General features: G+C 62.8%; 17 protein-coding genes. 12 read left to right on the top strand and 5 right to left on the bottom strand.

Translation table 11 applies throughout. The features are described from left to right. Window positions 1-32 precede the first annotated feature (32 nt). The 3 genes from QOC89_RS00520 to QOC89_RS00510 all read left to right on the top strand — a co-directional run bounded on the left by QOC89_RS00520 (window position 33) and on the right by QOC89_RS00510 (window position 4,662). Window positions 33-2,468 carry a 3-hydroxyacyl-CoA dehydrogenase/enoyl-CoA hydratase family protein gene (locus tag QOC89_RS00520; protein ID WP_323043231.1) on the top strand — a complete coding sequence of 812 codons (2,436 nt, stop codon included), beginning with the start codon at window positions 33-35 and terminating at the stop codon, window positions 2,466-2,468. A gap of 74 nt (window positions 2,469-2,542) precedes the next feature. Then, window positions 2,543-3,742: an acetyl-CoA C-acyltransferase gene (locus QOC89_RS00515; protein ID WP_323043230.1), complete on the top strand. Its 1,200-nt coding sequence runs from the start codon at window positions 2,543-2,545 to the stop codon at window positions 3,740-3,742. A gap of 149 nt (window positions 3,743-3,891) precedes the next feature. After that, the gene (locus QOC89_RS00510) at window positions 3,892-4,662 is read left to right on the top strand and encodes an enoyl-CoA hydratase (RefSeq protein WP_323043229.1); all 771 of its coding nucleotides are present in this window, start codon (window positions 3,892-3,894) and stop codon (window positions 4,660-4,662) included. Window positions 4,663-4,784: 122 nt separating this feature from the next. Here the strand turns inward: QOC89_RS00510 and fdhD are convergent, their stop codons facing one another. Further along, the gene (gene fdhD / locus QOC89_RS00505; protein WP_323043228.1) at window positions 4,785-5,624 is read right to left on the bottom strand and encodes a formate dehydrogenase accessory sulfurtransferase FdhD; all 840 of its coding nucleotides are present in this window, start codon (window positions 5,622-5,624) and stop codon (window positions 4,785-4,787) included. A 156-nt stretch (window positions 5,625-5,780) separates the two neighbouring features. On the opposite strand from fdhD, the gene QOC89_RS00500 reads away from it, so the two are divergent. Continuing rightward, window positions 5,781-6,257: a nitrate reductase associated protein gene (locus tag QOC89_RS00500; protein ID WP_323043227.1), complete on the top strand. Its 477-nt coding sequence runs from the start codon at window positions 5,781-5,783 to the stop codon at window positions 6,255-6,257. A 167-nt stretch (window positions 6,258-6,424) separates the two neighbouring features. Next, complete coding sequence (locus QOC89_RS00495; protein ID WP_323043226.1) at window positions 6,425-9,535, top strand: EAL and GGDEF domain-containing protein; 3,111 nt, start codon at window positions 6,425-6,427, stop codon at window positions 9,533-9,535. 140 nt (window positions 9,536-9,675) lie between these two features. On the opposite strand, the gene QOC89_RS00490 is transcribed toward QOC89_RS00495, so the two are convergent. Continuing rightward, window positions 9,676-10,290, bottom strand: coding sequence for a glutathione S-transferase (locus QOC89_RS00490; RefSeq protein ID WP_323043225.1), 615 nt, complete (start codon window positions 10,288-10,290; stop codon window positions 9,676-9,678). Between the two features lie 331 nt (window positions 10,291-10,621). Here QOC89_RS00490 and QOC89_RS00485 point away from each other — a divergent pair, with 331 nt between their 5' ends. Further along, window positions 10,622-10,954 carry a DUF4148 domain-containing protein gene (locus tag QOC89_RS00485; RefSeq protein ID WP_323043224.1) on the top strand — a complete coding sequence of 111 codons (333 nt, stop codon included), beginning with the start codon at window positions 10,622-10,624 and terminating at the stop codon, window positions 10,952-10,954. Between the two features lie 171 nt (window positions 10,955-11,125). Here the strand turns inward: QOC89_RS00485 and QOC89_RS00480 are convergent, their stop codons facing one another. Beyond that, window positions 11,126-11,521 (bottom strand): acyl-CoA thioesterase, encoded by a 396-nt coding sequence (locus QOC89_RS00480; protein WP_323043223.1) that lies wholly within the window; start codon window positions 11,519-11,521, stop codon window positions 11,126-11,128. A gap of 539 nt (window positions 11,522-12,060) precedes the next feature. On the opposite strand from QOC89_RS00480, the gene QOC89_RS00475 reads away from it, so the two are divergent. Together QOC89_RS00475 and QOC89_RS00470 are read left to right on the top strand one after the other, a co-directional pair. Then, window positions 12,061-13,821, top strand: a complete 1,761-nt coding sequence (locus QOC89_RS00475; RefSeq protein ID WP_323043222.1) for a cytotoxic necrotizing factor Rho-activating domain-containing protein — start codon at window positions 12,061-12,063, stop codon at window positions 13,819-13,821. 248 nt (window positions 13,822-14,069) lie between these two features. Beyond that, window positions 14,070-15,950 (top strand): ABCB family ABC transporter ATP-binding protein/permease, encoded by a 1,881-nt coding sequence (locus QOC89_RS00470; protein ID WP_323043221.1) that lies wholly within the window; start codon window positions 14,070-14,072, stop codon window positions 15,948-15,950. Window positions 15,951-16,110: 160 nt separating this feature from the next. Here QOC89_RS00470 and murU read toward each other — a convergent pair whose 3' ends face one another. Further along, complete coding sequence (gene murU / locus QOC89_RS00465) at window positions 16,111-16,824, bottom strand: N-acetylmuramate alpha-1-phosphate uridylyltransferase MurU (RefSeq protein ID WP_323043220.1); 714 nt, start codon at window positions 16,822-16,824, stop codon at window positions 16,111-16,113. A 3-nt stretch (window positions 16,825-16,827) separates the two neighbouring features. Further along, window positions 16,828-17,919: an aminoglycoside phosphotransferase family protein gene (locus QOC89_RS00460; protein ID WP_323043219.1), complete on the bottom strand. Its 1,092-nt coding sequence runs from the start codon at window positions 17,917-17,919 to the stop codon at window positions 16,828-16,830. Window positions 17,920-18,141: 222 nt separating this feature from the next. Between QOC89_RS00460 and QOC89_RS00455 the strand changes: the two genes are divergently transcribed. The 4 genes from QOC89_RS00455 to rsmA form a co-directional block, all read left to right on the top strand. Continuing rightward, complete coding sequence (locus tag QOC89_RS00455; RefSeq protein WP_323043218.1) at window positions 18,142-20,508, top strand: LPS-assembly protein LptD; 2,367 nt, start codon at window positions 18,142-18,144, stop codon at window positions 20,506-20,508. A 67-nt stretch (window positions 20,509-20,575) separates the two neighbouring features. Next, window positions 20,576-21,940, top strand: a complete 1,365-nt coding sequence (locus tag QOC89_RS00450; protein ID WP_323043217.1) for a peptidylprolyl isomerase — start codon at window positions 20,576-20,578, stop codon at window positions 21,938-21,940. A gap of 5 nt (window positions 21,941-21,945) precedes the next feature. Next, complete coding sequence (gene pdxA, locus QOC89_RS00445) at window positions 21,946-22,956, top strand: 4-hydroxythreonine-4-phosphate dehydrogenase PdxA (RefSeq protein ID WP_323043216.1); 1,011 nt, start codon at window positions 21,946-21,948, stop codon at window positions 22,954-22,956. A gap of 61 nt (window positions 22,957-23,017) precedes the next feature. Continuing rightward, the coding region (gene rsmA / locus QOC89_RS00440) for a 16S rRNA (adenine(1518)-N(6)/adenine(1519)-N(6))-dimethyltransferase RsmA (RefSeq protein ID WP_323043215.1) at window positions 23,018-23,800 on the top strand (783 nt) is incomplete at its 3' end.

Here is a 23,800-nt window from a genome sequence, read left to right as displayed (position 1 = left end):
CGCGACATCGCATAACTCCCCGGAGGAACGACGTGAGCAATCTGATCATTCGCAAGGTAGCCGTGCTCGGCGCCGGCGTGATGGGCGCGCAGATCGCAGCGCACCTGATCAACGCCAAGGTGCCCGTACTGCTGTTCGATCTTCCCGCCAAGGAAGGCCCGAAGAACGCGATCGCGCTGAAGGCGATCGAGAATCTGAAGAAGCTGTCGCCCGCGCCGTTCGGCGTGAAGGACGACGCGCAGTACATCCAGCCCGCCAATTACGACGACGACATCGAGAAGCTCGCCGAATGCGACCTAGTGATAGAAGCGATCGCCGAACGCATGGACTGGAAGCACGACCTGTACAAGAAGGTCTCGCCGCACATCGCGCCGAATGCGATCTTCGCGACCAACACGTCGGGTCTGTCGATCACCGATCTGTCGAACGGTTTCTCGGATGAACTGAAGGCGCGCTTTTGCGGCGTGCACTTCTTCAATCCGCCGCGCTACATGCATCTGGTCGAACTGATCCCGACCGCGTCCACCCGTCCGGAAATTCTCGACCAGCTCGAATCGTTCCTGACGAGCGTGGTCGGCAAGGGCGTCGTGCGGGCAAAAGACACGCCGAACTTCATCGCCAACCGCGTCGGTATCTTCTCGATCCTCGCCGTGATTACCGAAGCCGCGAAATTCGGCCTGCGTTTCGACGAAGTGGACGACCTGACGGGCGCGCGTCTGGGTCGCGCGAAGTCGGCAACGTTCCGCACGGCCGACGTGGTCGGTCTCGACACGATGGCGCACGTCATCAAGACGATGCAGGACACGCTGAAAGACGACCCGTTCTTTCCGGTCTACGAAACGCCGGCTGTGCTCGCTGAACTGGTGAAGAAGGGCGCGCTCGGTCAGAAGACCGGCGGCGGCTTCTACAAGAAGGAAGGCAAGGCGATTAAAGTGCTCGACCCGAACACGGGCGCATACGTCGACGGCGGCGCGAAGGCCGACGAACTGGTTGGCCGCATCCTGAAGCGCCCGCCGGCGGAACGTCTGAAGCTGCTGCGCGAATCGGAGCACCCGCAGGCGCAATTCCTGTGGTCGATTTTCCGCGACGTGTATCACTACATCGGCGTGCATCTGGAATCGATCGCTGACAACGCGCGCGACGTCGATCTGGCGATTCGCTGGGGTTTCGGCTGGAACGAAGGTCCGTTCGAAGGCTGGCAGACGGCCGGCTGGAAGCAGGTCGCCGAATGGGTGCAGGAAGACATCGCGGCAGGCAAGGCGCTCTCGAACGTGCCGTTGCCGTCGTGGGTGCTGGAAGGTCCGGTTGCCGAGAAGGGCGGTGTGCATACGAACGAAGGTTCGTGGTCGCCGGCATCGAAGACCTTTGTGCCGCGCTCGTCGCTGTCGGTCTACGACAAGCAGGTGTTCCGTGCACCGCTGGTCGGCGAGACCGCGGCGGACCCGAAGACCTACGGCAAGACGCTGTTTGAAACCGACGCCGTGCGCGCGTGGGTCGACGACCGCGCCGGCGAGAACGACGTGTTGATCGTGTCGTTCAAGAGCAAGATGAACACGATCGGACCGTCGGTGATCGACGGCCTGACGCAAGCCATCGAACTCGCCGAGAAGGACTACAAGGGTCTGGTCGTGTGGCAGCCTACGTCGCTGAAACTCGGCACGCCGGGCGGCCCGTTCTCCGCCGGCGCGAATCTGGAAGAAGCGATGCCCGCCTTCATGATGGGCGGCGCGAAAGGGATCGAGCCGTTCGTGCAGAAATTCCAGCAAGGCATGCTGCGCGTGAAGTACGCGAGCGTGCCGGTCATCTCCGCGGTGTCGGGCATCGCGCTCGGCGGCGGCTGTGAACTGGCGCTGCATAGCGCGAAGCGTGTCGCGCACATCGAAAGCTATATCGGCCTGGTCGAAGTCGGCGTGGGTCTCGTGCCGGCAGGCGGCGGTCTGAAGGAAGCGGCATTGCGCGCGGCGGAAGCTGCCACGCAAGTGGGCGCGACCAACGATCTGCTGAAGTTCGTGCAGAAGTCGTTCGAAAACGCGGCGATGGCGAAGGTCTCGGCCTCGGCGCTGGACGCCCGCGCAATGGGCTACCTGAAGCCGTCCGACACGATCGTGTTCAACGTGTTCGAACTGCTCGACGTCGCGAAGAAGGAAGCGCGTGCGTTGTCGGCAGCGGGCTACCGTCCGCCGCTGCGAGTCACGCAGGTGCCGGTGGCGGGGCGCTCGGCGATTGCGACCATCAAGGCATCGCTCGTCAACATGCGCGACGGCCGTTTCATCAGCGAGCACGATTACCTGATCGCGAGCCGTATCGCGGAAGCGGTGTGCGGCGGTGACGTGGAAGCCGGCAGTCTGGTCGACGAAGAATGGCTGCTGAAACTCGAGCGTCGGGCGTTCGTCGATCTGCTCGGCACGCAAAAGACGCAGGAACGGATCATGGGCATGCTGCAAACCGGTAAGCCGGTGCGTAATTAAGCGACCGCGATGAAACTGCATGGGACAGGAGTAAGCGCTAAAGCGCTAACTCCTGTCGACACGGAGATATTCAAATGGCAAAGCAATTGCAAGACGCATACATCGTCGCCGCGAGCCGCACGCCGATCGGCAAGGCCCCGCGCGGGATGTTCAAGAACACGCGCCCGGACGAACTGCTGGTGCACGCGATCCGATCGGCCGTGGCGCAGGTGCCCGGTCTCGACACCAAGGTGATCGAAGACGCCATCATCGGCTGCGCGATTCCGGAAGCGGAACAAGGCCTGAACGTCGCGCGAATGGGCGCGCTGCTGGCAGGCCTGCCGAACACGGTCGGCGGCGTGACGGTGAACCGCTTCTGCGCGTCGGGCCTCACCGCGCTGGCGATGGCGGCGGACCGCATCCGCGTCGGCGAATCGGACGCGATGATCGCCGGCGGCTGCGAATCGATGAGCATGGTGCCGATGATGGGCAACAAGCCGTCAATGTCGCCGCACATCTTCGATCGCAATGAAGACATCGGCATCGCCTACGGCATGGGCCTGACCGCGGAGAAGGTCGCGGATCGCTGGAAGATCAGCCGCGAAGCGCAAGACGCGTTCTCGGTCGAATCGCATCGCCGCGCGATCGCCGCGCAGCAAGCCGGCGAGTTCAACGACGAAATCGCCGCCTACACGATCACCGAGCGTTTCCCCGATCTCGCCACCGGCGAAGTGAAGGTGAAGACGCGCGAAGTTTCACTCGACGAAGGTCCGCGCGGCGATACGTCGATGGAAGGCCTTGCCAGGCTGCGTACCGTGTTTGCCAACAAGGGTTCGGTGACTGCCGGCAACAGCTCGCAAACGTCGGACGGCGCGGGCGCGCTGATCGTCGTGTCGGAAAAGATGCTGAAGGAATTCAACCTGACGCCGCTCGCCCGTTTCGTCAGCTTCGCCGTGCGCGGCGTGCCGCCGGAAATCATGGGCATCGGGCCGAAGGAAGCGATTCCGGCCGCGTTGAAGGCCGCCGGTCTGAAGATCGACGACATGGACTGGATCGAGCTGAACGAAGCGTTCGCCGCGCAATCGCTGGCGGTAATTCAGGACCTCGGTCTCGATCAGTCGAAGATCAATCCGCTTGGCGGCGCGATCGCTCTCGGCCATCCGTTGGGCGCGACGGGCGCGATTCGTGCGTCGACGGTGGTGCACGGCCTGCGCCGCCGCAACTTCAAGTACGGCATGGTGACGATGTGCGTCGGCACCGGCATGGGCGCGGCGGGCATCATCGAGCGTCTGTAATCGTGGGTGCCAGCGTCCCCGCGGCGGTCGCTGGAGCGATCCTCGCAGTGATTGCCGCAGTGGTCCGCTAGGGATCACAGAAACGGTTCGCAGGCCGCCTGGCTTGCGGACCGTTTTTTCCATTCAGCAGCAAAGAGGAGTACGAGGAGATGACAATGGATATTCTGATCGAGCGCGCCGACGGCGTGCTGACGATTGCCTTCAACCGGCCCGACAAGAAAAACGCGATCACGGCCGCCATGTATCAGACGATGGCCGACGCGCTGGTCGAAGCACAGGGCGACACGTCGATCCGGGCGATTCTGATTCGCGGCAGCGCCGGCATCTTCAGCGCCGGCAACGATCTCGAAGATTTCATGAAGACCCCGCCGATGGGCGAAAACGCGCCGGTGTTCCAGTTCCTGCGTGCAATCAGCTCGGCCGAGAAGCCGGTGGTGGTATCGGTGGCGGGGCCGGCGGTCGGCATCGGCACGACATTGCTGCTGCACTGCGACCTGGTTTACGCGGCGGATACGGCGAGTTTTTCGCTGCCCTTTACACAGCTGGGGCTGTGTCCGGAAGCGGCGTCGAGTTTGCTGTTGCAGCGCGTGGCCGGCTACCAGGCGGCAGCGGAGAAACTGTTGCTAGGCGAAGCGTTCGATGCGGCCGAAGCACACCGCATGGGCTTCGTGAATCGCGTGCTGCCCGCCGCTGAAGTCGATGCGTTCGCGGCAGCGCAAGCGGCGAAGCTGGCGGCCCTGCCGGCCTCGTCGTTGCGCGTGACGAAGAATCTGATGAAGCGCGCGAGCCACCAGGAACTGCACACGCAGATGTCAGAGGAAGCGGTGCACTTCGGCAAGATGCTGCTCGCGCCGGAAGCGCGCGAGGCGTTCAAGGCGTTCTTCGAGAAGCGCAAGCCGGATTTCCGGCAGTTCGATTGAGCGAGGGGCCGCGTTTGGGTGCTTGAATGGCGGTGAAGAATGCCAGAAAGCCCTGAATGCACTCAATGCGCCCGGCGATCAGGCGCATCGACAGTTGCAAATCCTTCCGGCGTTTCGGCCGCTCAAGGCTGCGTCGACTGCAAAGTGTCGTAGTCGACGTAGCTGGTTTCGCGGCAGAAGCTGACCAGCCGCACGCCGGCCTTGCGCGCAATCGCAATCGCCAGCGACGACGGCGCCGAAATCGTCGCGACCATCGGCACGTCGACCCGCGCCGCCTTGCGCACCAGCTCGTAGCTGGCTCGGCTCGACAGAAACACAAAACCTTCCTTGGTATCCACGCGATCGAGCACGAGCTGGCCGATCAGCTTGTCGAGCGCGTTGTGACGGCCCACATCCTCGAACGCGTAACGAATCGCGCCTGACGCATCGCACCATGCGGCGGCGTGCAGGCCGCCGGTCAGACGCGTCAGCGCCTGGTGCGTCGGCAATTCGCGCGCGGCCCGAGCGATCGCATCCGGCGCGAGCCGTTGCAGAAAGCCGGTATCGGGCACGCGCTCCGGATTCAGATCCAGCAGATCGATGCTTTCGATTCCGCACACGCCACAGCCGGTGCGCCCGGCGAGCGCGCGGCGCTTTTCCTTCAACGCGACGAAAGCCTGCTGCACCACCTTCAATTGCACTTCGGCGTGCGGCAATTCGTCATCGTCGTGTAGCTCGACCTCGATGTCCTGAATGTCGCTGCCGCGTTCCACGATCCCTTCCGAAATCGCAAAACCGACCGCGAACGCTTCCAGATCGCGCGGCGTGCACATCATCACCGCGTGCGAGATGCCGTTGAAGACGAGCGCCACCGGCCACTCCTGACCGACGTGATCGGTGACGGATTCGACCGCCGCGCCGCGATGCCGGTGTACGTGACGCTCCACGGTGCCCGGCTGCCCGGCTGTATCCAGTTCGTTCAAGCTGTTTCACTCCTGTCAGGCTGCGCGTTTGAGCGGCTGGCAGCGTTGCCCGGCGCCGTTAAGCGGTGCCAGACCACGCCGCTATTACGCGAATAAGGTTCTAAAATACCTCAAGCTGGGCTGGTGCGCTGCCCGCTACCAACGAGGAATACTGTCATGGGACTCAACGAAGCACCGCTTCTGTTCAACTTCGAAGTCGCGTCTTCGGAGAATTTCACCTACATCCCGATGTCGGTGCGCTTCAATCTTGATCGCTTCGGGCTGCGCATCACGCTTGCGCAGTGGCAGTTGCTGCCGCTCGAGGATCGCAAGCTGCTGGCGCGTTTTCCGGTCGAAGAGGACGCGGAAATCGAACCGAATTTCGACCACGCGCTGTTCGAAATGCTGCGCACGCACGCCAACGTCGAGCCGGAATGGTTTACGCCTGAAGAAGCGCCCGCGTGGCGGCGCACGGATAGCGTGCCGGATGGCGTCGCGCATCAGGCGGGGCTGGCCGGCCTGCCGACGCCGGAGGTTGCCCAGTGGGCCGAACTCGAGCCGTTCAAGCGCTACGTGCTCGCCAAATTGTCGCGCAAGCCGGACAGCAACCACGACTTCGTCCCCGCGATGAAGGAATTTGGTGCGGCCGGCTAGGTGCGACCGGCTAGGTGCCGCGATTTTTTTCATCCTTCGCCCTCAATCCGTTCCGAACCCTGCCGTTATCCATGGGTTGGCGCGTAAAAACACTCGACTCGATGCGACCCGACGCACCGAAGGCGACCCCGCGCTCCCGCCCTCAGAACGATTGACGTTCGGAATCCATGACTCCTTTTTTATCGAAGCGGCTGCTGATCAATCTGGCGGTCGTCGCCGCGGCGGTCGGCGCGAACGCGTGCGTCGCCTATACGCAGATTTGCGGCCAGCGCGACGCCGACGCGCGCATGCTGCGTTCGACGAGCGTGCGTCAGAACCTCGACGCCTACCATACGGCGCTCGACGGCGGGCTGGCCGCGCTTGGCCGTTTCGAAGCGATCGGCGAGGCCGTGCCGGTCAACGAGGTCGCCGCGATGGCGCCCGTGCTGGCGGGTCTGGAGCGTGATTTGCGCAACGAACTCGCCGGCGAGCCCGCGATGCTCGACACGCTCGGCAGGCTAAGCGCGGACAGTCACACGCTGCAGCACGATATCGCCGATGCGCTGTTGAAGGGCGCCGACGCCACGCCGAACGAGTCGCGCGCGTGGGCGGTGTCGACCCATACGCATCTCGGGCTGGGCCTCGGCCGAGTGGAAGCCGGTCTCGCGGCATTGCGCCAGCAGGAGGACCAGGCGTTGCAGGCGTCGCTCGCGGCTTCCACCAGCGAGACCCGGCGCACCATGTTTCTGCTGCTCGCGACGATGCTCGGCGGCGGCGCGCTCCTGATCTTCACGTTCGGCGCCCGCGAAAACCGCGTGCGCGAGAAGCTACGCACCGTCGGCGCGCTTAGCCGCAACGACGAGCGTTTTCGCGGCCTGTTCGACGATCATCCGGTGCCGATGTACATTTTCGAGCGCGAGACGCTGCGCTTTCTCGCCGTCAACGCGGCCGCGATCCAGCAATACGGCTACTCGGAAAGCGAATTTCTCGGCATGACGATTCGAGCGATCCGCCCGAAGGTCGAAATCTCGCGGCTCGAATCGCACTTGCAGCGCAGCGATGTCCTGCAACACGGCCGCACGATGGCGGGCGTCTGGCACCACCGGCGCAAGGACGGTTCAATAATCAGCGCCGACATTTCGTATCACGCGCTCGACTTCATGGGCCGCGCCGCTTTCTTCGTGCTGGCCGATGACGTCACCGAGCAGATCAACGCCGAAGCCGAAGCGCAGCGTTCGAACCAGATGCTCGAAACGGTGATCGACAACATTCCGCAGCGGATTTTCTGGAAGGACCGGGAGTCGCGTTATCTCGGCTGCAACATGGCATTCGCGCGCGATGCGGGGCTCGCTTACTCTGAGCAGGTCGTCGGCAAGAGCGACAGCGAGATGCCGTGGCGCGCGTACGCCGAGCTGCTGAACGAGCACGATAGGGAGGTGGTGACCACCGGCGTGCCGAAGATGAGCTTCGAGGTCGATGTGCTGATCGACGGCGTGCATCGCACCATGGTCACGAGCAAGCTGCCGTTCACCGACAGCGACGGCCGCGTGATCGGCGTGCTCGGGTCCTATACGGACATCACCGAGCGCAAGCGCTCCGATCTGGCTTTGCGTCTGCAAAGCCGCGCGCTCGATGCGAGCGTCAACGCGATTCTGATTACCGCGCCATCGCCGGCGGGCAATCTGATCGAATACGTGAATCCCGCGTTCATGCGCATCACCGGTTACGATCCCGCCGAAGTGATCGGCCACGATTGCCGTGTCCTGCAACGCGACGACCGCGACCAGGAAGGCGTTGCGCTGATCCGTCAGGCGCTAGCCGCGAACCGCGAGGTCAGCGCCGTGGTGCGCAACTATCGCAAGGATGGCGCGCTGTTCTGGAATCAACTGTTCATCGCACCGGTGCCGGACGCGGAAGGCGTGATCACGCACCACATCGGCGTGATCAACGACGTGACCGATCTGATCCGCTATCAGGAACAGCTCGAGTATCAGGCCAATTACGACAGTCTCACGCGGCTGCCGAATCGCAACCTGCTGCGCGATCGCCTGCAGCATGCGTTGATCGTCGCGCACCGGCATCACAAAGGCGTCGCGGTCGTGTTCATCGATCTGGACGGTTTCAAGAACGTCAACGATACCCTCGGTCATAGCGTCGGCGACCGCTTGCTGAGTGTGGTGGCCGAGCGGCTCGCGCGCTGCTCGCGAACCAGCGACACGGTCGCCCGGCACGGTGGCGACGAGTTCGTGATCGTGATGACCGATACCGTCGACGAGCAGTCGCTGATCGCGTGGATGGAGCGTGTGCGCGCGTCGATTTCCGAGCCGGTGTGGCTCGACGGCACCGAGTTGTATGTCGGCTGCAGCATGGGCGCGAGCCTCTTTCCGCAGGACGGCGAAGATGCGGAAACGCTGATGAAAAAAGCCGACCTCGCGATGTATCGCGCGAAGGACATGGGCCGCAATACCTTCCAGTTCTACCAGCCGGAAATGAATGCGAGCGCGGGCGCGCGGCTGAATCTCGAGCGGCGTTTGCGCCGCGCGTTGCGCGACAACCAGTTCCTGTTGCACTACCAGCCCCAGGTGGATATCGAGAGTGGACGGATCGTCGGTACCGAGGCGCTGGTGCGCTGGCACGATCCGGAAGTCGGCCTGGTGCTGCCGTCGCTGTTCATTCCGGTTGCCGAGGAGAGCGGCTTGATCGGGCCGTTGTCGGAATGGGTGCTGCGCGAGGCGTGCCGCCAGAACAAGGCGTGGCAGGACAACGGTTTGCCGCCGGCGCGGGTCTCGGTGAATCTGTCGGCGCGCGTGTTTCAGCAGCGCGATATCGCGCAGCTGGTCAAACAGGTGCTGGCCGAGACCGGTCTCGAGCCGCAATATCTCGAACTTGAGCTTACCGAAAGCACCATCATGCGCAATGCCGAGGAGGCGGTGTCGATGCTCAACGAGCTGCACGCGCTCGGCATTGGCCTCGCCATCGACGACTTCGGCACCGGCTATTCGAGCCTCAGCTATCTGAAGCGCTTTCCGGTGGACCGGTTGAAGATCGACCGCTCGTTCGTGTCGGATATCGGCGTGTCGGGCGACGATGAAACGATTACCTCGGCGATCATCGCGCTCGCGCATTCGCTGAAGTTGCAGGTGATCGCGGAAGGCGTGGAGACGTCGGCGCAACTCGACTTTCTGAAAGAGCGTGCATGCGACGAGATGCAGGGCTTCTACTTCGCAAGGCCGCTGTCGACGGATGCGATCTCCGAGTTGTTCCAGGGTGGCGTGGACCGGGAAGCGGCGATGGTGTAAGCCGGGGGGCTGCGGGTGAGCCGGCAGCAAACGCGCGGCTTGCCGTTCCGGTGTCTGCGATCGGCATTGAAGCCCGCTGCAGGCTGCGCATGGTGCTCGCTCGCCGCCCACGCGCGGCTAGTCCGCCGCCCACGCGCCGTTTATACCGCCGGTGTGTCGACGAACACTGGCAATTGCTCAGCCGCCTCGGAAAACGCCTGGAGTTGCGGGTGTGCGGCCTTAGTGACGATCTCCGGCAAGAACATCTGCGTGAAATTCCACGCGACGGCTACCGTCACGTCCGCCGCGCCGAAACGGTTCGCTTCGACCGGCAGCGGGACCGACACGAGTTCTGCTTCGAGTTCGCGGTAAGCGGCGAGCAATTGCTCGGTCACGCGGTCGACCCACGGCTCATGCTGCTTGTCCGCCGGACGCAGATTGCGTTCGTAGACGATCTGCACGGACTTTTCGCAAGCGGCCAGCGCGAGGCCTGTGAGCCGCGCGGCGCGCAGGCAGTGCTCGGCCTGGGTCGGGAAGATGCGTTGCCCGGGCGCGGCGAGCGTGGCGACGTATTGCAGGATCACGGTCGAGTCCATCACGCGCTGGCCGTTGTCGAGGATCAGGGTGGGCGCTTTCACGACCGGGTTGATCTTCGCGAACGCCTCATACGTGCTGAACACGGAAATCGACTGGTGTTCGAAGTCGAGCTTCAGCAACTTCAGGCAGATAGCGACGCGCCGCACGTAGGGCGAATCCAGCATTCCAATCAGTTTCATTTCACTCCCGTTAGAAGTTCCAGAGGACTTGCCCGAGCGGGCGAAGGATGTGGCCGTTCTGCTGTCAGACGGCGTTCGTGCAGTATTAAGCCAGTAGATTAAGGCGTTCGCCAAGCCAAAAAGCGATATTAATCGCCCGTTTGACCGGTCTTTCGCCGGGTAAAGCGGTTTGCGCGCGAGGGGCAGTCGTATATATTCGAGTTTCCCATCTCAGACTTCGCTGGGAACCACGAAGCACCGATTCACGTGGCGTTGCGCCCGCCTTTCGCTGCTCGCACTCTGTCATGGGCGTTTCGCCGTCGAATATCTGCCAATCCGACTGGAGAGAAAAATGACGTCTTCACCTGCAAGGAAATGGGCTGTGTTGCTGGCATCGGTTGTACTGAGCGTGGCTTCGGTGGCACCGGCGTTCGCGCAAGGCGCCGGTGGCGGTGGCCCGGCGGGGGATGACACCGATGCTGCCAAGCCGGTGGCCGCTTCAAAGGCAACCACCACGAAGGCCGAGCGCAGCGCCGCGGCCAAGCAGAGACGGGCGAAGAAGAACGCCGAGTTGAAGCAGTTGGAGAGCAACGGGTATAGCCCTTCGCGCAACGATCCGAATTACCCCACTAATCTCCAGAACGCGCAGAAGAAGGCGGGGATCGGCGCCGCGGCGAGCCAATAAGCGGCTGCGGGCCGGACGGAGGCGCTCCCGGCTCGGTCACGTTGGCGCTTTTTGCGAGATTCCGGCAAATGCAACGCGGTGTGCACAGCCTTGGCAACGCGGCCCACCAGGCACAACCTATGAAAATTGGCGAGGCGCTCAGGCGCCTCGTTTTCGTTCAGTGTCCGCCGCTCAATCCAGTACCGGCAGCGCGCGCGGGCGCCGGTCGCTGTCGGTCGCGACATAGGTCAGGGTTGCTTCGGTGACCTTCACGAGGTCTTCGGTCAGGCTCATGCGCTGCGCGTAGACCTCAACCGCCACCGTCACCGACGTATTGCCCGTCTTGACGATATCGGCATAAAAACTCAGCAGATCGCCGACAAACACCGGCTGCTTGAAGACGAACGAATTGACCGCGATGGTCGCCACTCGCCCATTGGCACGGCGGCTTGCCGGAATCGAACCGGCGATATCCACTTGCGCCATGATCCAGCCGCCGAACACGTCGCCGTGGACGTTCGCGTCAGACGGTTGCGGCATGACGCGCAGTGCGCAAGGTTTCTGCGGGAGTTGAAGAATATCGGTCATCGGGGCACCCTTGAAGTTCGTAATGGCTCGGCCGGCTCGACCAGCAGGCGGGGGATTTCACGAAGACTGCACGACATTGCGGTACGACCTGGCGGCACGAGATGGCAGTGACGCATAGCCACGCGGCACGCCGGCGCGGCCCGGAGGAGACCTCGGCCGACCATCCCATGAAAGCGGCGCCAGCCAGCTTCTGCGGCAGTATATGATCAGGAATTGTACGGGAAAGCGCCTGGACAGGGCGCGTACCGACAAGCCGTGCGTCAGACGGGTTCGCTGCCGGCCGGCGTGCCGCCGATAACACCTGGTCCGCCAGGCATCAGCGGCGCGCGGCCCTGATGGTTCGGTTTCGACGATCTCGATGTGAAATGGCGCTGCGAAGTACGGAGGTAACACCCTGCGCAAAAACAGCAGCGCACGATGGCGGTTCCCGTGCGGATTGCCTCGTTCCGGATATCCAGGACGCTGCGGCGAATGGCCGTTTCGGACGAGACAAAAGGAGCAGTGCGCACGTCCCGAAATCCGACGACGCGAGATTATCGATGAGAATCACCAGCAGTATTGCAGTGTCCCATTGGCAAGAGCCGGAGCCGAGCAATACAGGGCGCGCCGGCGATGAACGAAGCGCGCGCTCCGGTGGCGCGCGCGTGAAGCGCTCAATACCGGAAGACGACCCGACAGCTTCACCGCCAAAGAACGAGCCGCCGCATAACGGCCCGGATGAGGTCCGATACGTAGGCGGTATTCGCGTCAGAACCAATTACACCCTGGAAGGCGTACTGGAAACCGTCAAAGATGCGCTTAAACACCCGATTGGCGCGTTTGCCGCGAGTATCAGCGATGTGCACCACGTCGTGATGCATGGCAGGAATATCACCTCTCGGGAGAGCAAAGAGATTGCCGAGAATACCGCTCAGATCGATTCCATGCTGGTGGCCATTCGCGGGGTGACACCGGGCGGCGGCGTGATGAATGTCATCACTGTTTCCGCCGACTTGATCACCGCCATGTCCAAAGGCAAGCCATTAACGCTGGATCAGGTGCACGATCTGGTCTTCAGCATCAACGATTTGCCTTCCGGAGAAAGCGCCGAAATCCCCATCAGACGAGAGGAAGGCGAGGCAGCGAAGGTGCCGTCGAACAGTCCGGATTTCAAACCTCCGAAGCGATTGCCGGATGGCCGTACAGGCTATCTGCTGAGTCCCACCGAGCCCCCGACATTACCAGGCGAGTCGACGGGAATGAGCGCGAGCGAGCATGGGGCGCGGCCCAAAAAAAAGGCGCCCCCTTCCGGGGCGCCGCAAGCCGGGACAAGCGAGCCGCAATCGGGCACGAGCCAAAAAAGGCCGCGCACGCCGATCAGGACGAAAATCCGGGGCGCGTTCCATAGCGATGCCAACCGGGTCAGGAAAGGCGATATTGCGCCGCTTGAAGGGAGAGGCGCCATTTACCTCAAGACGCCGGGCAAGAACAACACCAGGTTCAGTTTTTATCGTTACGACAAGGAGATGAAAATGTCCGGCCCGGCTAACTCATCGGATATCTCACCCGCTGCGGCGCAAGAGATTCTGCGCACGGGAAATGGGCGGGACGTCACTTCTTATTCTCCGGCCTCGAACAGTTATTTCGGTCAATGGGGGCGAGGCAGGCGCAAGCTGAGCGAGCAGGTCGACGTGATCGAACTTGAAAACGGCCGGGAAGGCGTGGGTGCTGTGCAAATATCGTTTGCGGATATACCGCCCAAGGGGGCGGTTCTGGTGACGACAGGGAGTCTCAGCGGATGTACCACAATGTTCGCTGCGGATAACCAGAAATTTTATGCTTACCATACCGGGACATCGACTCCAAATGCCAGCTGGAAAACCGCCCGGGAAGGCGTGAGCAGTCTGCGCGAGGCGCACGAACATCTAAAACCCGATGCGCAAAAGAAGGCACTGGCACAACCCGGTAATAACGATCTGGTCGACATGGGGAATGACTATCCGTTTTCCGTGATCACCTACAACGGAAAATTCAATAAAGCCCGTCCGCAGGACGACATGCGGATTAATCGTCCGGAATGGGAGTGGTCGGAAGGAACCCACATTAACAATTATTTTGAACCCGACGGAAAAATACCGTCGATAGGAACGAGTGTTGCGTTGATTCGAAAAAATGCGCGGGGACGCGTCACTGTCAGCGTGCTTTATGAAAAAGGTGCGCTGAAGAGATCGGCCTCCAAGGGGCGCGTGGGCGATCCCTTCACGTACGACTACAAAGCCATAGAGACGGAGAAATACAAGTTCATCCCGCAAGGCAGTTGACGGGCCGGGCAGTCGGCCGGAGGTGAAGTACTGCTGCCGCTGCCGAGGTCCTTCTGGACATCGTCCGGCAGCCTACCTGGCAAGCCTGCGACCCGCGCAAGCCGGACACGCCAGGATACGGTAGACTGATCCGCAATGACAAGGCGCTTAAGCCATCCACAGTGAAGGCGGGCGCCGCGGACTTCGCTGGAGCGCGTCTGGCCTGTACAGGGCGGTTCCGGCGCTTCCACACCCTCCTCAGCCGACCCATGCGCCGTACGCCCTCATCCGAACCTTCGCCGATCTCGACCCAGCCGCGCAACGACTGGCAAACGATCCTGTCGCTGCTGCCTTACCTCGCCACCTATAAATGGCGCGTCGGCTTTGCGCTGAGCTGCCTGATCGGCGCGAAGGTCGCCAACCTCGGTGTGCCGATCGTGATGAAGCGGATCGTCGACAGCCTCGCGTCGGTCCAGCATCTCACCGCGCTCGGCCGCGCGCACGATTCGCCCGGCATCGTGCTGCTGGGCGGTGTCGGTTTGCTGGTGGTTGCCTATGCGGTGGTGCGGCTGTCCACCTCGCTATTCACCGAGCTGCGCGAGATTCTGTTTGCGAAAGTGACCGAAAGCGCGGTGCGCCAGCTCGCGCTGAAAGTGTTCCGCCATTTGCATGCGCTGTCATTGCGGTTCCATCTCGACCGCCAGACGGGCGGCATGTCGCGCGATATCGAGCGCGGCACGCGCGGCATTACGCAGCTGATTTCGTATTCGCTGTACAGCATCCTGCCGACGCTGGTCGAAGTCGGTCTCGTGCTCGGCTTTTTTGTCGTCAAATACGAGGCGTATTACGCGATCGTCACGTTTATTGCGCTCGCCACGTACATCACGTTCACCGTGAAAGTCACCGAGTGGCGCACGCATTTTCGCCGCACGATGAACGATCTCGATTCAAAGGCGAATTCGCGCGCAATCGATTCACTGCTCAACTACGAGACGGTCAAATACTTCGGCAATGAAGAGTGGGAAGCGCATCGTTACGACGAAAACCTCAAGCGCTATCGCACGGCCGCGATCAAATCGCAGCGCTCGCTGTCGGCATTGAACTTCGGGCAGCAGGCGATCATCGGCACGGGGCTCGTGTTCATTCTGTGGCGCGCGACGGAAGGCGTGATGGCAGGCCGCCTCACGCTCGGCGATCTGGTGTTGATCAACACCTTCATGTTGCAGCTTTATATTCCGCTGAATTTTCTCGGCGTCGTGTATCGGGAACTGAAGCAAAGCCTCACCGACATGGACCGCATGTTCACGCTGCTTGGCGCGGCCCAGGAAGTGCCCGATGTGCCGGGCGCGCCCGAGTTGCGCGTGAGCGGTGCGCAGGTCCGCTTCGAGCAGGTGAACTTTTCGTATGAGCCGGCGCGGCAGATTCTGCACGACGTGAGCTTCACGATTCCGGCGGGCACCACCACGGCGGTGGTCGGCCATAGCGGGTCGGGCAAATCGACGCTCGCTCGGCTGATGTTCCGCTTCTATGATCTGGACCGCGCAACGGGCGGCGCGATCACCATCGACGGTCAGGATATTCGCGACGTCACGCAGGATTCGCTGCGCGCTTCGATCGGCATCGTGCCGCAAGATACCGTGCTATTCAACGATTCGATCTACTACAACATCGCTTATGGCCGTCCGTCGGCCACGCGTGAGGAAGTGATCGCGGCGGCGCGCGCGGCCCATATTCACGACTTCATCGAAGGGTTGCCGAAGGGTTACGAGACGCCGGTCGGCGAGCGTGGCCTGAAGCTGTCCGGTGGCGAAAAGCAGCGCGTGGCGATTGCGCGGACCATCCTCAAGAACCCGCCGATCCTGTTGTTCGACGAGGCGACGTCGGCGCTCGATTCGCGTTCGGAGCGAGCGATCCAGCATGAGCTCGATCAGATCGCCCGCGAGCGCACGACGCTGATCATCGCGCACCGGTTGTCGACGGTGGTGCACGCGCAGCAGATCATCGTGATGGACAAGGGCCGCATCGTCGAGCGCGGGACGCACGCCGAGTTGCTGCGTGCCGACGGCCTGTTCGCGCAGATGTGGGCGTTGCAGCAGCAGCGTGCCGCGCAGGCGCCGGAGTCGGCTGAAACGGTGGATAGCGAGCACTGAGCATGTGCTGAGCGAGCACTGAGCGAGCACTGAGCAAGTGCTGAGCGGGCAGCGGCGGAAGGCATTGCTGGGCGAGCAGCGTTGACCGCTCAGCGTTGACCATGACACGCTGCGCCGCCCGCGTTATTCCATTGCGTCGTTGAGCGCTTGCGGCCTGCAATCAGCGTGCGCTCAAACGCTGATCCAAAGCCTGCAACTGCGCCGGCGTGCCGACGTTTTCCCACAAGCCTTCATACAATTCGCCACTCGCGAGACCGCGTGCAATCGTCTCGCGGTAGTAAGGCGAGAGCGCGCGCCGCGTGCCACGCGGCAGACCGCGCACCATCCGCGTGTCGTAGAGGCCGATGTTGCCGAACGTGAAGCGCGGTTGTGCATCGAGCGACAGCACGCCGTCGATCAAACCGAAGTCGCCGCCAGGATGGAACGCCGGGTTCGGCACCATCACCAGATGCATGCCTGGCTCCGGCAATGCCTTCAGCGCTTCGGCGCGCGTGTTCAGCGTCGCGTAATCGAAATCCGCGTAGACGTCGCCGCTCACCGCCACGAACACTTCGCTGTTGCCCGCGTCTTCCAGCAGCGGCAACGCCTGCACGATTCCACCGGCGGTTTCCAACGCTTCATGCTCGGCCGAATAGCGCAACTCGACGTTCCAGCGCGAACCGTCGCCGAGCGCGGCTTCGATCCGCTCGCCGAGCCACGCGTGGTTGATCACGATGGTTTGAAAACCGGCGCGTGCGAGGCGTTCGATCTGCCACACGATCAACGGCTTGCCGCCCACTTCGAGCAAAGGCTTCGGGCACGTGTCGGTCAACGGACGCATACGCTCGCCGCGGCCCGCCGCGAAAATCATCGCTTTCTTCAGAGACATCGTCATCGGTCAGAACGTGTAGCCGACTTCATTCGCGCGGCCTTCGAGTTCGTCGAGCAGTTTCGCGAACGGGCGCAGCGGCGCATAGCGTTCCGCCACCTTGCGCGCATAGCCGATGAAACGCGGCAGATCCTTCATGTAATGCGGTTTGCTGTCGCGGTAGTTGATCCGGCAGAAGAGTCCCAGCACCTTGATGTGCCGTTGCAGGCCCATCCATTCGAGCTGGCGGTAGAACTCGCCGAAATCCGGATCGACCGGCAGGCCCGCTTTTTTCGCGTGCTCCCAGTAGTACACGAAGCAATCCAGTTCGAACTCCTCGTCCCAGCCGAGGAACGCGTCGCGCAACAACGAGGCGACGTCGTAAGTGATCGGGCCGACCACCGCGTCCTGAAAGTCCAGCACGCCGGGATTCACGGGATTGGGGGCGGTCGCGACCATCAGGTTGCGCGGCATGAAATCGCGCAGCATGAACACCTGCGGCTGCGCCCGGGCGCTCGCGATCAGCAGCGCGAAGGTACGATCGAGCAGTCCGCGGGTCTTGTCGTCGATCTCACGGCCCAGATGGCGGCCGATGAACCACTCCGGCATCAACTCCATCTCGCGGCGCAGAAAGGCTTCGTCGAACGGCGGCAGCACGTCTTCGCGCGACGTGAGCTGCCAGCGGATCAGCGCGTCGAGCGCGTCGCGCATCAACGTGCGGGCACGGCGCGGGTCACCGCCGGTTTGTGCCGCGCTCAGCGCGCCGAGGTAGGAATCGGTGCCCAGATCGGTGACGAGCATGAAGCCGGCGTCGAAATCGACCTCGAGCACACGCGGCACATGCACGTTGGCGGCGTCGAGCAATTGCGCGACTTGCACAAATTCGCGGCACTTTTCGGGCGGCGGCGCATCGACGGCGATCAGGGTGCCGGCGCTTGCGCCTTCCGCCGCCTTACCGGCGAGCCGGAAATAGCGGCGGAAACTGGCGTCGGATGAAGCCGGCGCAAGGGTGTCCAGTTCGAGCGCATAGCGCGCTGCATGGGCGTTCAGCCAGGCCTTGAGCAGGTCCAGGCGGCTGTCGGAGGAAGCTTGAGTCGGGTCGTTGGCAGGGGGGAGCGTCATGAAAACCGGCGGCAAATTCTGAGGGACAACGTCTTGCCATATAATACCCCACGACTTTTTTGACGCGACTCACGCCAGCTTTCGCGTGTTCCGCTTTACCGCCCGCCTCATCGTTCGAAAGATTGTAAATATTGATGTGCAGCCGACTGTCACGGTCGGGGTGCGCAGGCGGTGGATCGTGACTGCAGAAGCTGACGGACGGGCCGATTCGCCAAACGATACATGCCGCCTAGACAGCTTTCCCAAACGACTCCCTCTTGTGCTGTAGTACCGCGCAAAAGGCGGCTCGTCGCGGCGTTGATCGCCGTTCCGGGCCTGATGCCCGCGCTTGCGCACGCCCAGTTGGTGGGGGAAGCCGCGCAGCCGCAACCTATCGACGCACCATGGGGCATGCAGCTCGCCCCGCAGCTTGAAGAACATCCGTTGCAGGCGGGTCAGAAGCCGGCCACCTTCGTGCTTGGCGACACGACCACTGGCACCACCGACCAGGACATGGCCGCCAAGGGCTCGGCCGAGGTGCGGCGCAATACGTTCGTGATCAAGGCCGACGCGCTGCACTACGATCAGGACACGGACATGGCCGACGCCTATGGCCAGGTTCACCTGAACAATAACGGCGCCACGTTTGCCGGCCCGGAAGCGCATATGCGGGTGGACTCGAGCGAAGGCTTCATGTCTTCGCCGAAATACCAGTTCAACGTGACGGGCGGCTCGGGCAGCGCGGAGCGCGTCGATCTGCTCGACAACGAGCGTTCGGTGTTCACGAAGGGCACGTACACGGCGTGCTCGTGCACGGACAATCCGGCCTGGTACATCAAGGGCAGCGAGTTCGATTTCGACACCGGCGCGGACGAGGGCGTTGCGTATAACAGCGTGCTGTTCTTCCAGGGCGTGCCGATATTCGCGTCGCCGTGGCTGTCGTTCCCGTTGTCGGGCGATCGGCGCAGCGGGGTGTTGCCGCCCACGTTCTCGGTCAGCTCGACGAACGGTCTCGAACTGGCAGTGCCGTATTACTTCAACATCGCGCCGAATCGCGATCTGCTGGTCACGCCGCGTCTGATCTCGAAGCGCGGTGTGCAGCTGCAGACCACCTTCCGGTATCTGTCGCCCACGTATTCGGGCTCGATCACCGGTGAGTTCCTGCCCGACGATCACCTGACGCATACCAACCGCTACGCGCTGTACATCCAGCACAACCAGAACTTCGGCAACGGGTTCGGCGGTTACATCTATTACAACAAGGTTTCGGACAACACGTATCCGGAAGACCTGTCGTCGTCGGTCAGTCAGTTCATGAACGGCACCCAGCTCCTGTATCAACAGGAAGCCGGGTTGACCTATAACAACGGCCCGTGGTCGGTGCTCGCGCGCGAGCAGCACTGGCAGACGCTGACGCCGTCCATCGCGCCGTACGGCCGCGAGCCGCAGTTGAACGTGAAGTACGCGAAGTACAACGTCGGTGGCTTCGACTACGGCGCGGAAGCCGACTACTCGAATTTTCGGATCACCACCGCGGACATGACCCAGGGTCAGCGGGTGATGTTCAACCCGTACCTGTCGTATTCGGTGGTCGGGCCGGGTTACTTCGTGACGCCGAAGGTGCAATGGCACTTTGCGTCGTACAACCTGAACAACATCGGTAATGACGTGCCGGTCGGCACGCCGAAGAATTTCACCGAATCGATCCCGACGCTCAGTTTCGACACCGGGCTGATTTTCGACCGCTCGGTGCGGATCTTCGGCGAGGATTACATCCAGACGCTGGAGCCGCGGCTCTACTACGTTTACACGCCGTATCGCAACCAGGAGTCCGCGCCGCTGTTCGATACAGCCGACTCCGACTTCGGCCTCGCGGAAATCTTCACGCCGAACACGTTCGTCGGGAATGACCGGATCGCCGACGCGAACCGTCTGACGGCGGCCCTCACCACGCGCTTCATCAACCCGGCTACCGGCGACGAACGCGCGCGCTTCGTGATCGCGCAGGAGTACTACTTCCAGGACCAGCGCGTCACGCTGCTGCCGACCCAGACCAGCACGCAGGCCACGCATTCGGATCTGATCCTGGGCGCGTCGCTCAAGCTCGGCGCCGGTTTCGCTTCGGAAACCGCGTTCCAATATAATGCCGACAACAACGAGTTGATGAAGACGAGCGTGGGCTTCGGGTTCAGTCCGGCCAGCGGCAAGGTGATCAATGTCGCGTATCGCTACACCCGCGCGAATACCACGCTGGACAACCAGCCGATCAATCAGGTGCTGATCTCGGGGCAATGGCCGCTGACTCACCGGGTGTACGGGGTAGGCCGTTTCAATTACGACCTGGGCGGGCATCGAATCGTCGACGGTCTGATCGGCTTGCAATACGACGCCGACTGCTGGACGCTCGGCGCCGGGATTCAGCGCTATGCGAACGGGGTGAACACGTCGGCCCAGCAGCAGACGGGCACGCGGTTTCTCGCGCAGTTGACGTTCAAGGGCTTGTCGAGCGTCGACAACGGGCTGATTTCCGCATTCCGCACCAGCGTGGCGGGCTATACGCCGTTGCCGCCACCGCCGCCGCCGGAAGCGCGTTTCACCAATTACGAATGACGCTCGCACGCTCATTTATAGAATGCGAAAAGACGGGCCAGGCGCGCCCGACATCATTGGAGTATCTGTGGCAATCATGAAAAAGCTTCGCTTGGCAACACTTGCGGCCGGTCTCGCCGCCGTGGCGTCTTTCCTGTCGGTTGCGCCGGTTCAGGCGCAGGCGCTGTCGTCCGGCAATGGCGGCCAGACGGTCGATACCATTGCCGCAGTGGTCAACAACGGTGTCATCACGCGGCGCGAGCTCGACGAGCGCATCGGCCTGATTACGCGCCGGCTGAACCAGCAGAACGCGCCGGTCCCGCCGATGGACCAGTTGCGTCAGCAGGTGCTCAACCAGATGGTGCTGGAACGCATCCAGTTGCAGAAGGCGAAAGAAGACGGCATCAACATCGACGACGCCGCCGTGCAAAAAACGCTCGAGCGCCTCGCGCAAGCCAACAACATGACGCTCGACATCTACCGCGCGCGTATCGAGGCGCAAGGCGTGCCCTGGAGCACCTTCACGAGCGACGCGCGCACCGAGCTCACGCTCTCGCGTCTGCGTGAGAAGGAAGTGGACAGCAAGGTCACGGTGTCGGACGCCGAGGTGGCGAACTACATTGCCAGTCAGCGTGGTCCGAACTCCGGTCTGACCAACGATCTGCATCTTCAGCACATTCTGGTGAAGGCGCCGTTGAACGCCTCGGAAACCGACATCGAAGCCGCGCAGCAAAAGGCTCAGGCCCTGTTGACCGAAGCCAGGGGTGGCGCCAATTTCGAAAAGCTCGCGAAGTCGAATTCGCAAGCAGCGGATGCGTCGAAAGGCGGCGATACGGGTTTCCTGCCGCCGTCCAAGCTGCCGCCCGAGTTCGTCAAGGCCGCTTCGGCGCTGCGTCCGGGCGAGGTCGATCCGGATCTGGTCCGCACCAACGACGGCTTCGAAATCGTGCGCCTCGTCGATCGCCGCGCGGGCCAGGGCACCAGTTCCGATGCACCGAAACTCGTGCAGACGCACGTTCGCCACATTCTGCTGCGCGTCGGCGACGGCATGTCCGAGCCGCAAGCGCGTCAACGGCTGCTCGACATCAAGAGCCAGATCGCCGCGGGCGGCGACTTCGCGAAGTTCGCGCACACCTACTCGCAAGACGGTTCGTCGTCGCAAGGCGGTGACCTCGGTTGGATCAGCCCGGGCGAGACGGTGCCGGAATTCGAGCGCGCCATGAACAGCCTGCAGGACGGTCAGATCAGCGACCCGGTGCGCAGCGAATACGGCTATCACCTGATTCAGGTGCTGGGCCGCCGCGAATCGGAAGGCTCGGTTTCACAGCAGATGGATCTGGCGCGTCAGGCGATCGGTCAGCGGAAGGCGGAACAGGCCTACGCCGACTGGCTGCGCGAATTGCGCGACACCGCCTACGTGGAAGTGAAGCCGACTCTGTCCAGCACGCAATAACCATCATGACAAGCGCCGCGCAGTCCACCAGCCTTCCGCTGCAGATCGCGATCACGACCGGCGAGCCTGCCGGCGTCGGCCCCGAGCTGACCGCGCAGGCGCTGGCGGGCGCGGCGGCGCATTGGCCCGGTGCACAGTTCACCGTGCTGGGCGATGCGGATTTGTTAATGGAGCGCGCACGTGCGGTCGGCGTGGACTGGGCTGCGCTGGTGGCCGACGGCAAGCGCGTGCGGGTACAGCATCGGCCGCTCGGGGCGCCCGCGCTGGCCGGCAAGCTGAACGCCGCCAACGGCCGCTACGTGCTGGATCTGCTCGACAGCGCGATCGACGGCGCCGTGGCCGGCACGTTCGACGCGATCGTGACCGCGCCGCTGCAAAAAAGCACCATCAACGATGCCGGTGTACCGTTCACCGGCCACACGGAATATCTCGCCGAGCGCACGCACACCCCGCGCGTGGTGATGATGCTGGCCGGCACCGGCAAGCGTCCGCTGCGGGTTGCCCTTGCGACCACGCATCTGCCGCTCAAGGACGTCTCCGCCGCGCTGACGGTCGACGGTATCGTCGAGACGTTGCGCATCATCGATCACGATCTTCGCCAGCATTTCGGTTTGCCCGCGCCGCGCATTCTCGTCACGGGCCTGAACCCGCATGCGGGCGAAAACGGCTATCTGGGCCGCGAGGAGATCGACGTGATTTCACCGGCGTTGAAGCTCGCGAATGCGCAAGGCATCGACGCGCCCGGCCCCTATCCGGCCGACACCTTGTTCCAGCCGCGTTATCTGGAACAGGCCGACTGCGTGCTGGCCATGTTCCACGATCAGGGCTTGCCGGTTCTGAAATACGCGACGTTCGGCGAAGGCATCAACGTCACGCTCGGCTTGCCGATCATCCGTACCTCGGTCGATCATGGCACCGCGCTCGATCTGGCCGGCACCGGCCGTGCCGACGCGGGCAGCCTGATCGCCGCGATCGATACAGCGGTATCGATGGCGCAGCACCGCCGCGCAGGTTGATACTGCGGAGTCGTTCCGCTTGCTCTCTTTTTAAGCAGTTCTCTTTCTTAGCGTTTCTTCGATGTCCACCAGCAGACAGCCACAGGGCCGGCACCAAGGCCATATCGCGCGCAAGCGTTTCGGGCAGAATTTTCTGGTCGATATGGGCGTGATCGATTCGATCGTCGACGTGATCCGGCCGCAGCGCGGCGAGCGCATGGTCGAGATCGGGCCGGGCCTCGGCGCGCTCACCGAACCGCTGATCGAGCGTTTGGCGACGCCCGAAGCGCCGTTGCACGCGGTGGAACTGGATCGCGATCTGATCGGTCGCCTCAAGACAAAATTCGGCGACCTGCTCGAGTTGCACGCGGGCGATGCGCTCGCGTTCGACTTCGGCACGCTGGCGGCGCCTGGCGAGAAGGCGTCGCTGCGCATTGTCGGCAATCTGCCGTACAACATTTCGAGCCCGTTGCTGTTTCATCTGACCGCGTTCGCGCATCGCGTGATCGATCAGCACTTCATGCTGCAGAACGAAGTGGTCGACCGTATGGTGGCCGAGCCGGGCACCAAGGCGTTCAGCCGCCTCTCGGTGATGCTGCAATACCGCTACGTGATCGACAAGCAACTCGACGTGCCGCCCGAAGCATTCAACCCGCCGCCAAAGGTCGATTCGGCGATCGTGCGGATGATCCCCTACGAGCTGCATGAACTGCCGCCCGTGGACGAGCGCGTGCTCGGCGAAGTGGTGACGGCGGCCTTCTCGCAGCGTCGCAAGATGCTGCGCAACACATTGGGCGCGTATCGTGACTCGGTGGATTTCGAGGCGCTGGGCTTCGATCTGCAACGCCGCGCCGAGGATGTGCCG

Origin of the sequence: Paraburkholderia sp., from assembly GCF_034668105.1 — a bacterium.
GTDB lineage: Bacteria > Pseudomonadota > Gammaproteobacteria > Burkholderiales > Burkholderiaceae > Paraburkholderia.
This window is presented reverse-complemented; position numbering and strand designations above follow the sequence as displayed.

Excerpts from the sequence above, each read along its gene's own strand:
- QOC89_RS00515 (WP_323043230.1), top strand. The coding sequence starts at position 2,543 with ATGGCAAAGCAATTGCAAGACGCATACATCGTCGCCGCGAGCCGCACG.
- QOC89_RS00510 (WP_323043229.1), top strand. The coding sequence starts at position 3,892 with ATGACAATGGATATTCTGATCGAGCGCGCCGACGGCGTGCTGACGATT.
- QOC89_RS00500 (WP_323043227.1), top strand. The coding sequence starts at position 5,781 with ATGGGACTCAACGAAGCACCGCTTCTGTTCAACTTCGAAGTCGCGTCT.
- QOC89_RS00495 (WP_323043226.1), top strand. The coding sequence starts at position 6,425 with ATGACTCCTTTTTTATCGAAGCGGCTGCTGATCAATCTGGCGGTCGTC.
- QOC89_RS00490 (WP_323043225.1), bottom strand. The coding sequence starts at position 10,290 with ATGAAACTGATTGGAATGCTGGATTCGCCCTACGTGCGGCGCGTCGCT.
- QOC89_RS00485 (WP_323043224.1), top strand. The coding sequence starts at position 10,622 with ATGACGTCTTCACCTGCAAGGAAATGGGCTGTGTTGCTGGCATCGGTT.
- QOC89_RS00480 (WP_323043223.1), bottom strand. The coding sequence starts at position 11,521 with ATGACCGATATTCTTCAACTCCCGCAGAAACCTTGCGCACTGCGCGTC.
- QOC89_RS00475 (WP_323043222.1), top strand. The coding sequence starts at position 12,061 with ATGAGAATCACCAGCAGTATTGCAGTGTCCCATTGGCAAGAGCCGGAG.
- QOC89_RS00470 (WP_323043221.1), top strand. The coding sequence starts at position 14,070 with ATGCGCCGTACGCCCTCATCCGAACCTTCGCCGATCTCGACCCAGCCG.
- murU (WP_323043220.1), bottom strand. The coding sequence starts at position 16,824 with ATGACGATGTCTCTGAAGAAAGCGATGATTTTCGCGGCGGGCCGCGGC.
- QOC89_RS00460 (WP_323043219.1), bottom strand. The coding sequence starts at position 17,919 with ATGACGCTCCCCCCTGCCAACGACCCGACTCAAGCTTCCTCCGACAGC.
- QOC89_RS00455 (WP_323043218.1), top strand. The coding sequence starts at position 18,142 with ATGCCGCCTAGACAGCTTTCCCAAACGACTCCCTCTTGTGCTGTAGTA.
- pdxA (WP_323043216.1), top strand. The coding sequence starts at position 21,946 with ATGACAAGCGCCGCGCAGTCCACCAGCCTTCCGCTGCAGATCGCGATC.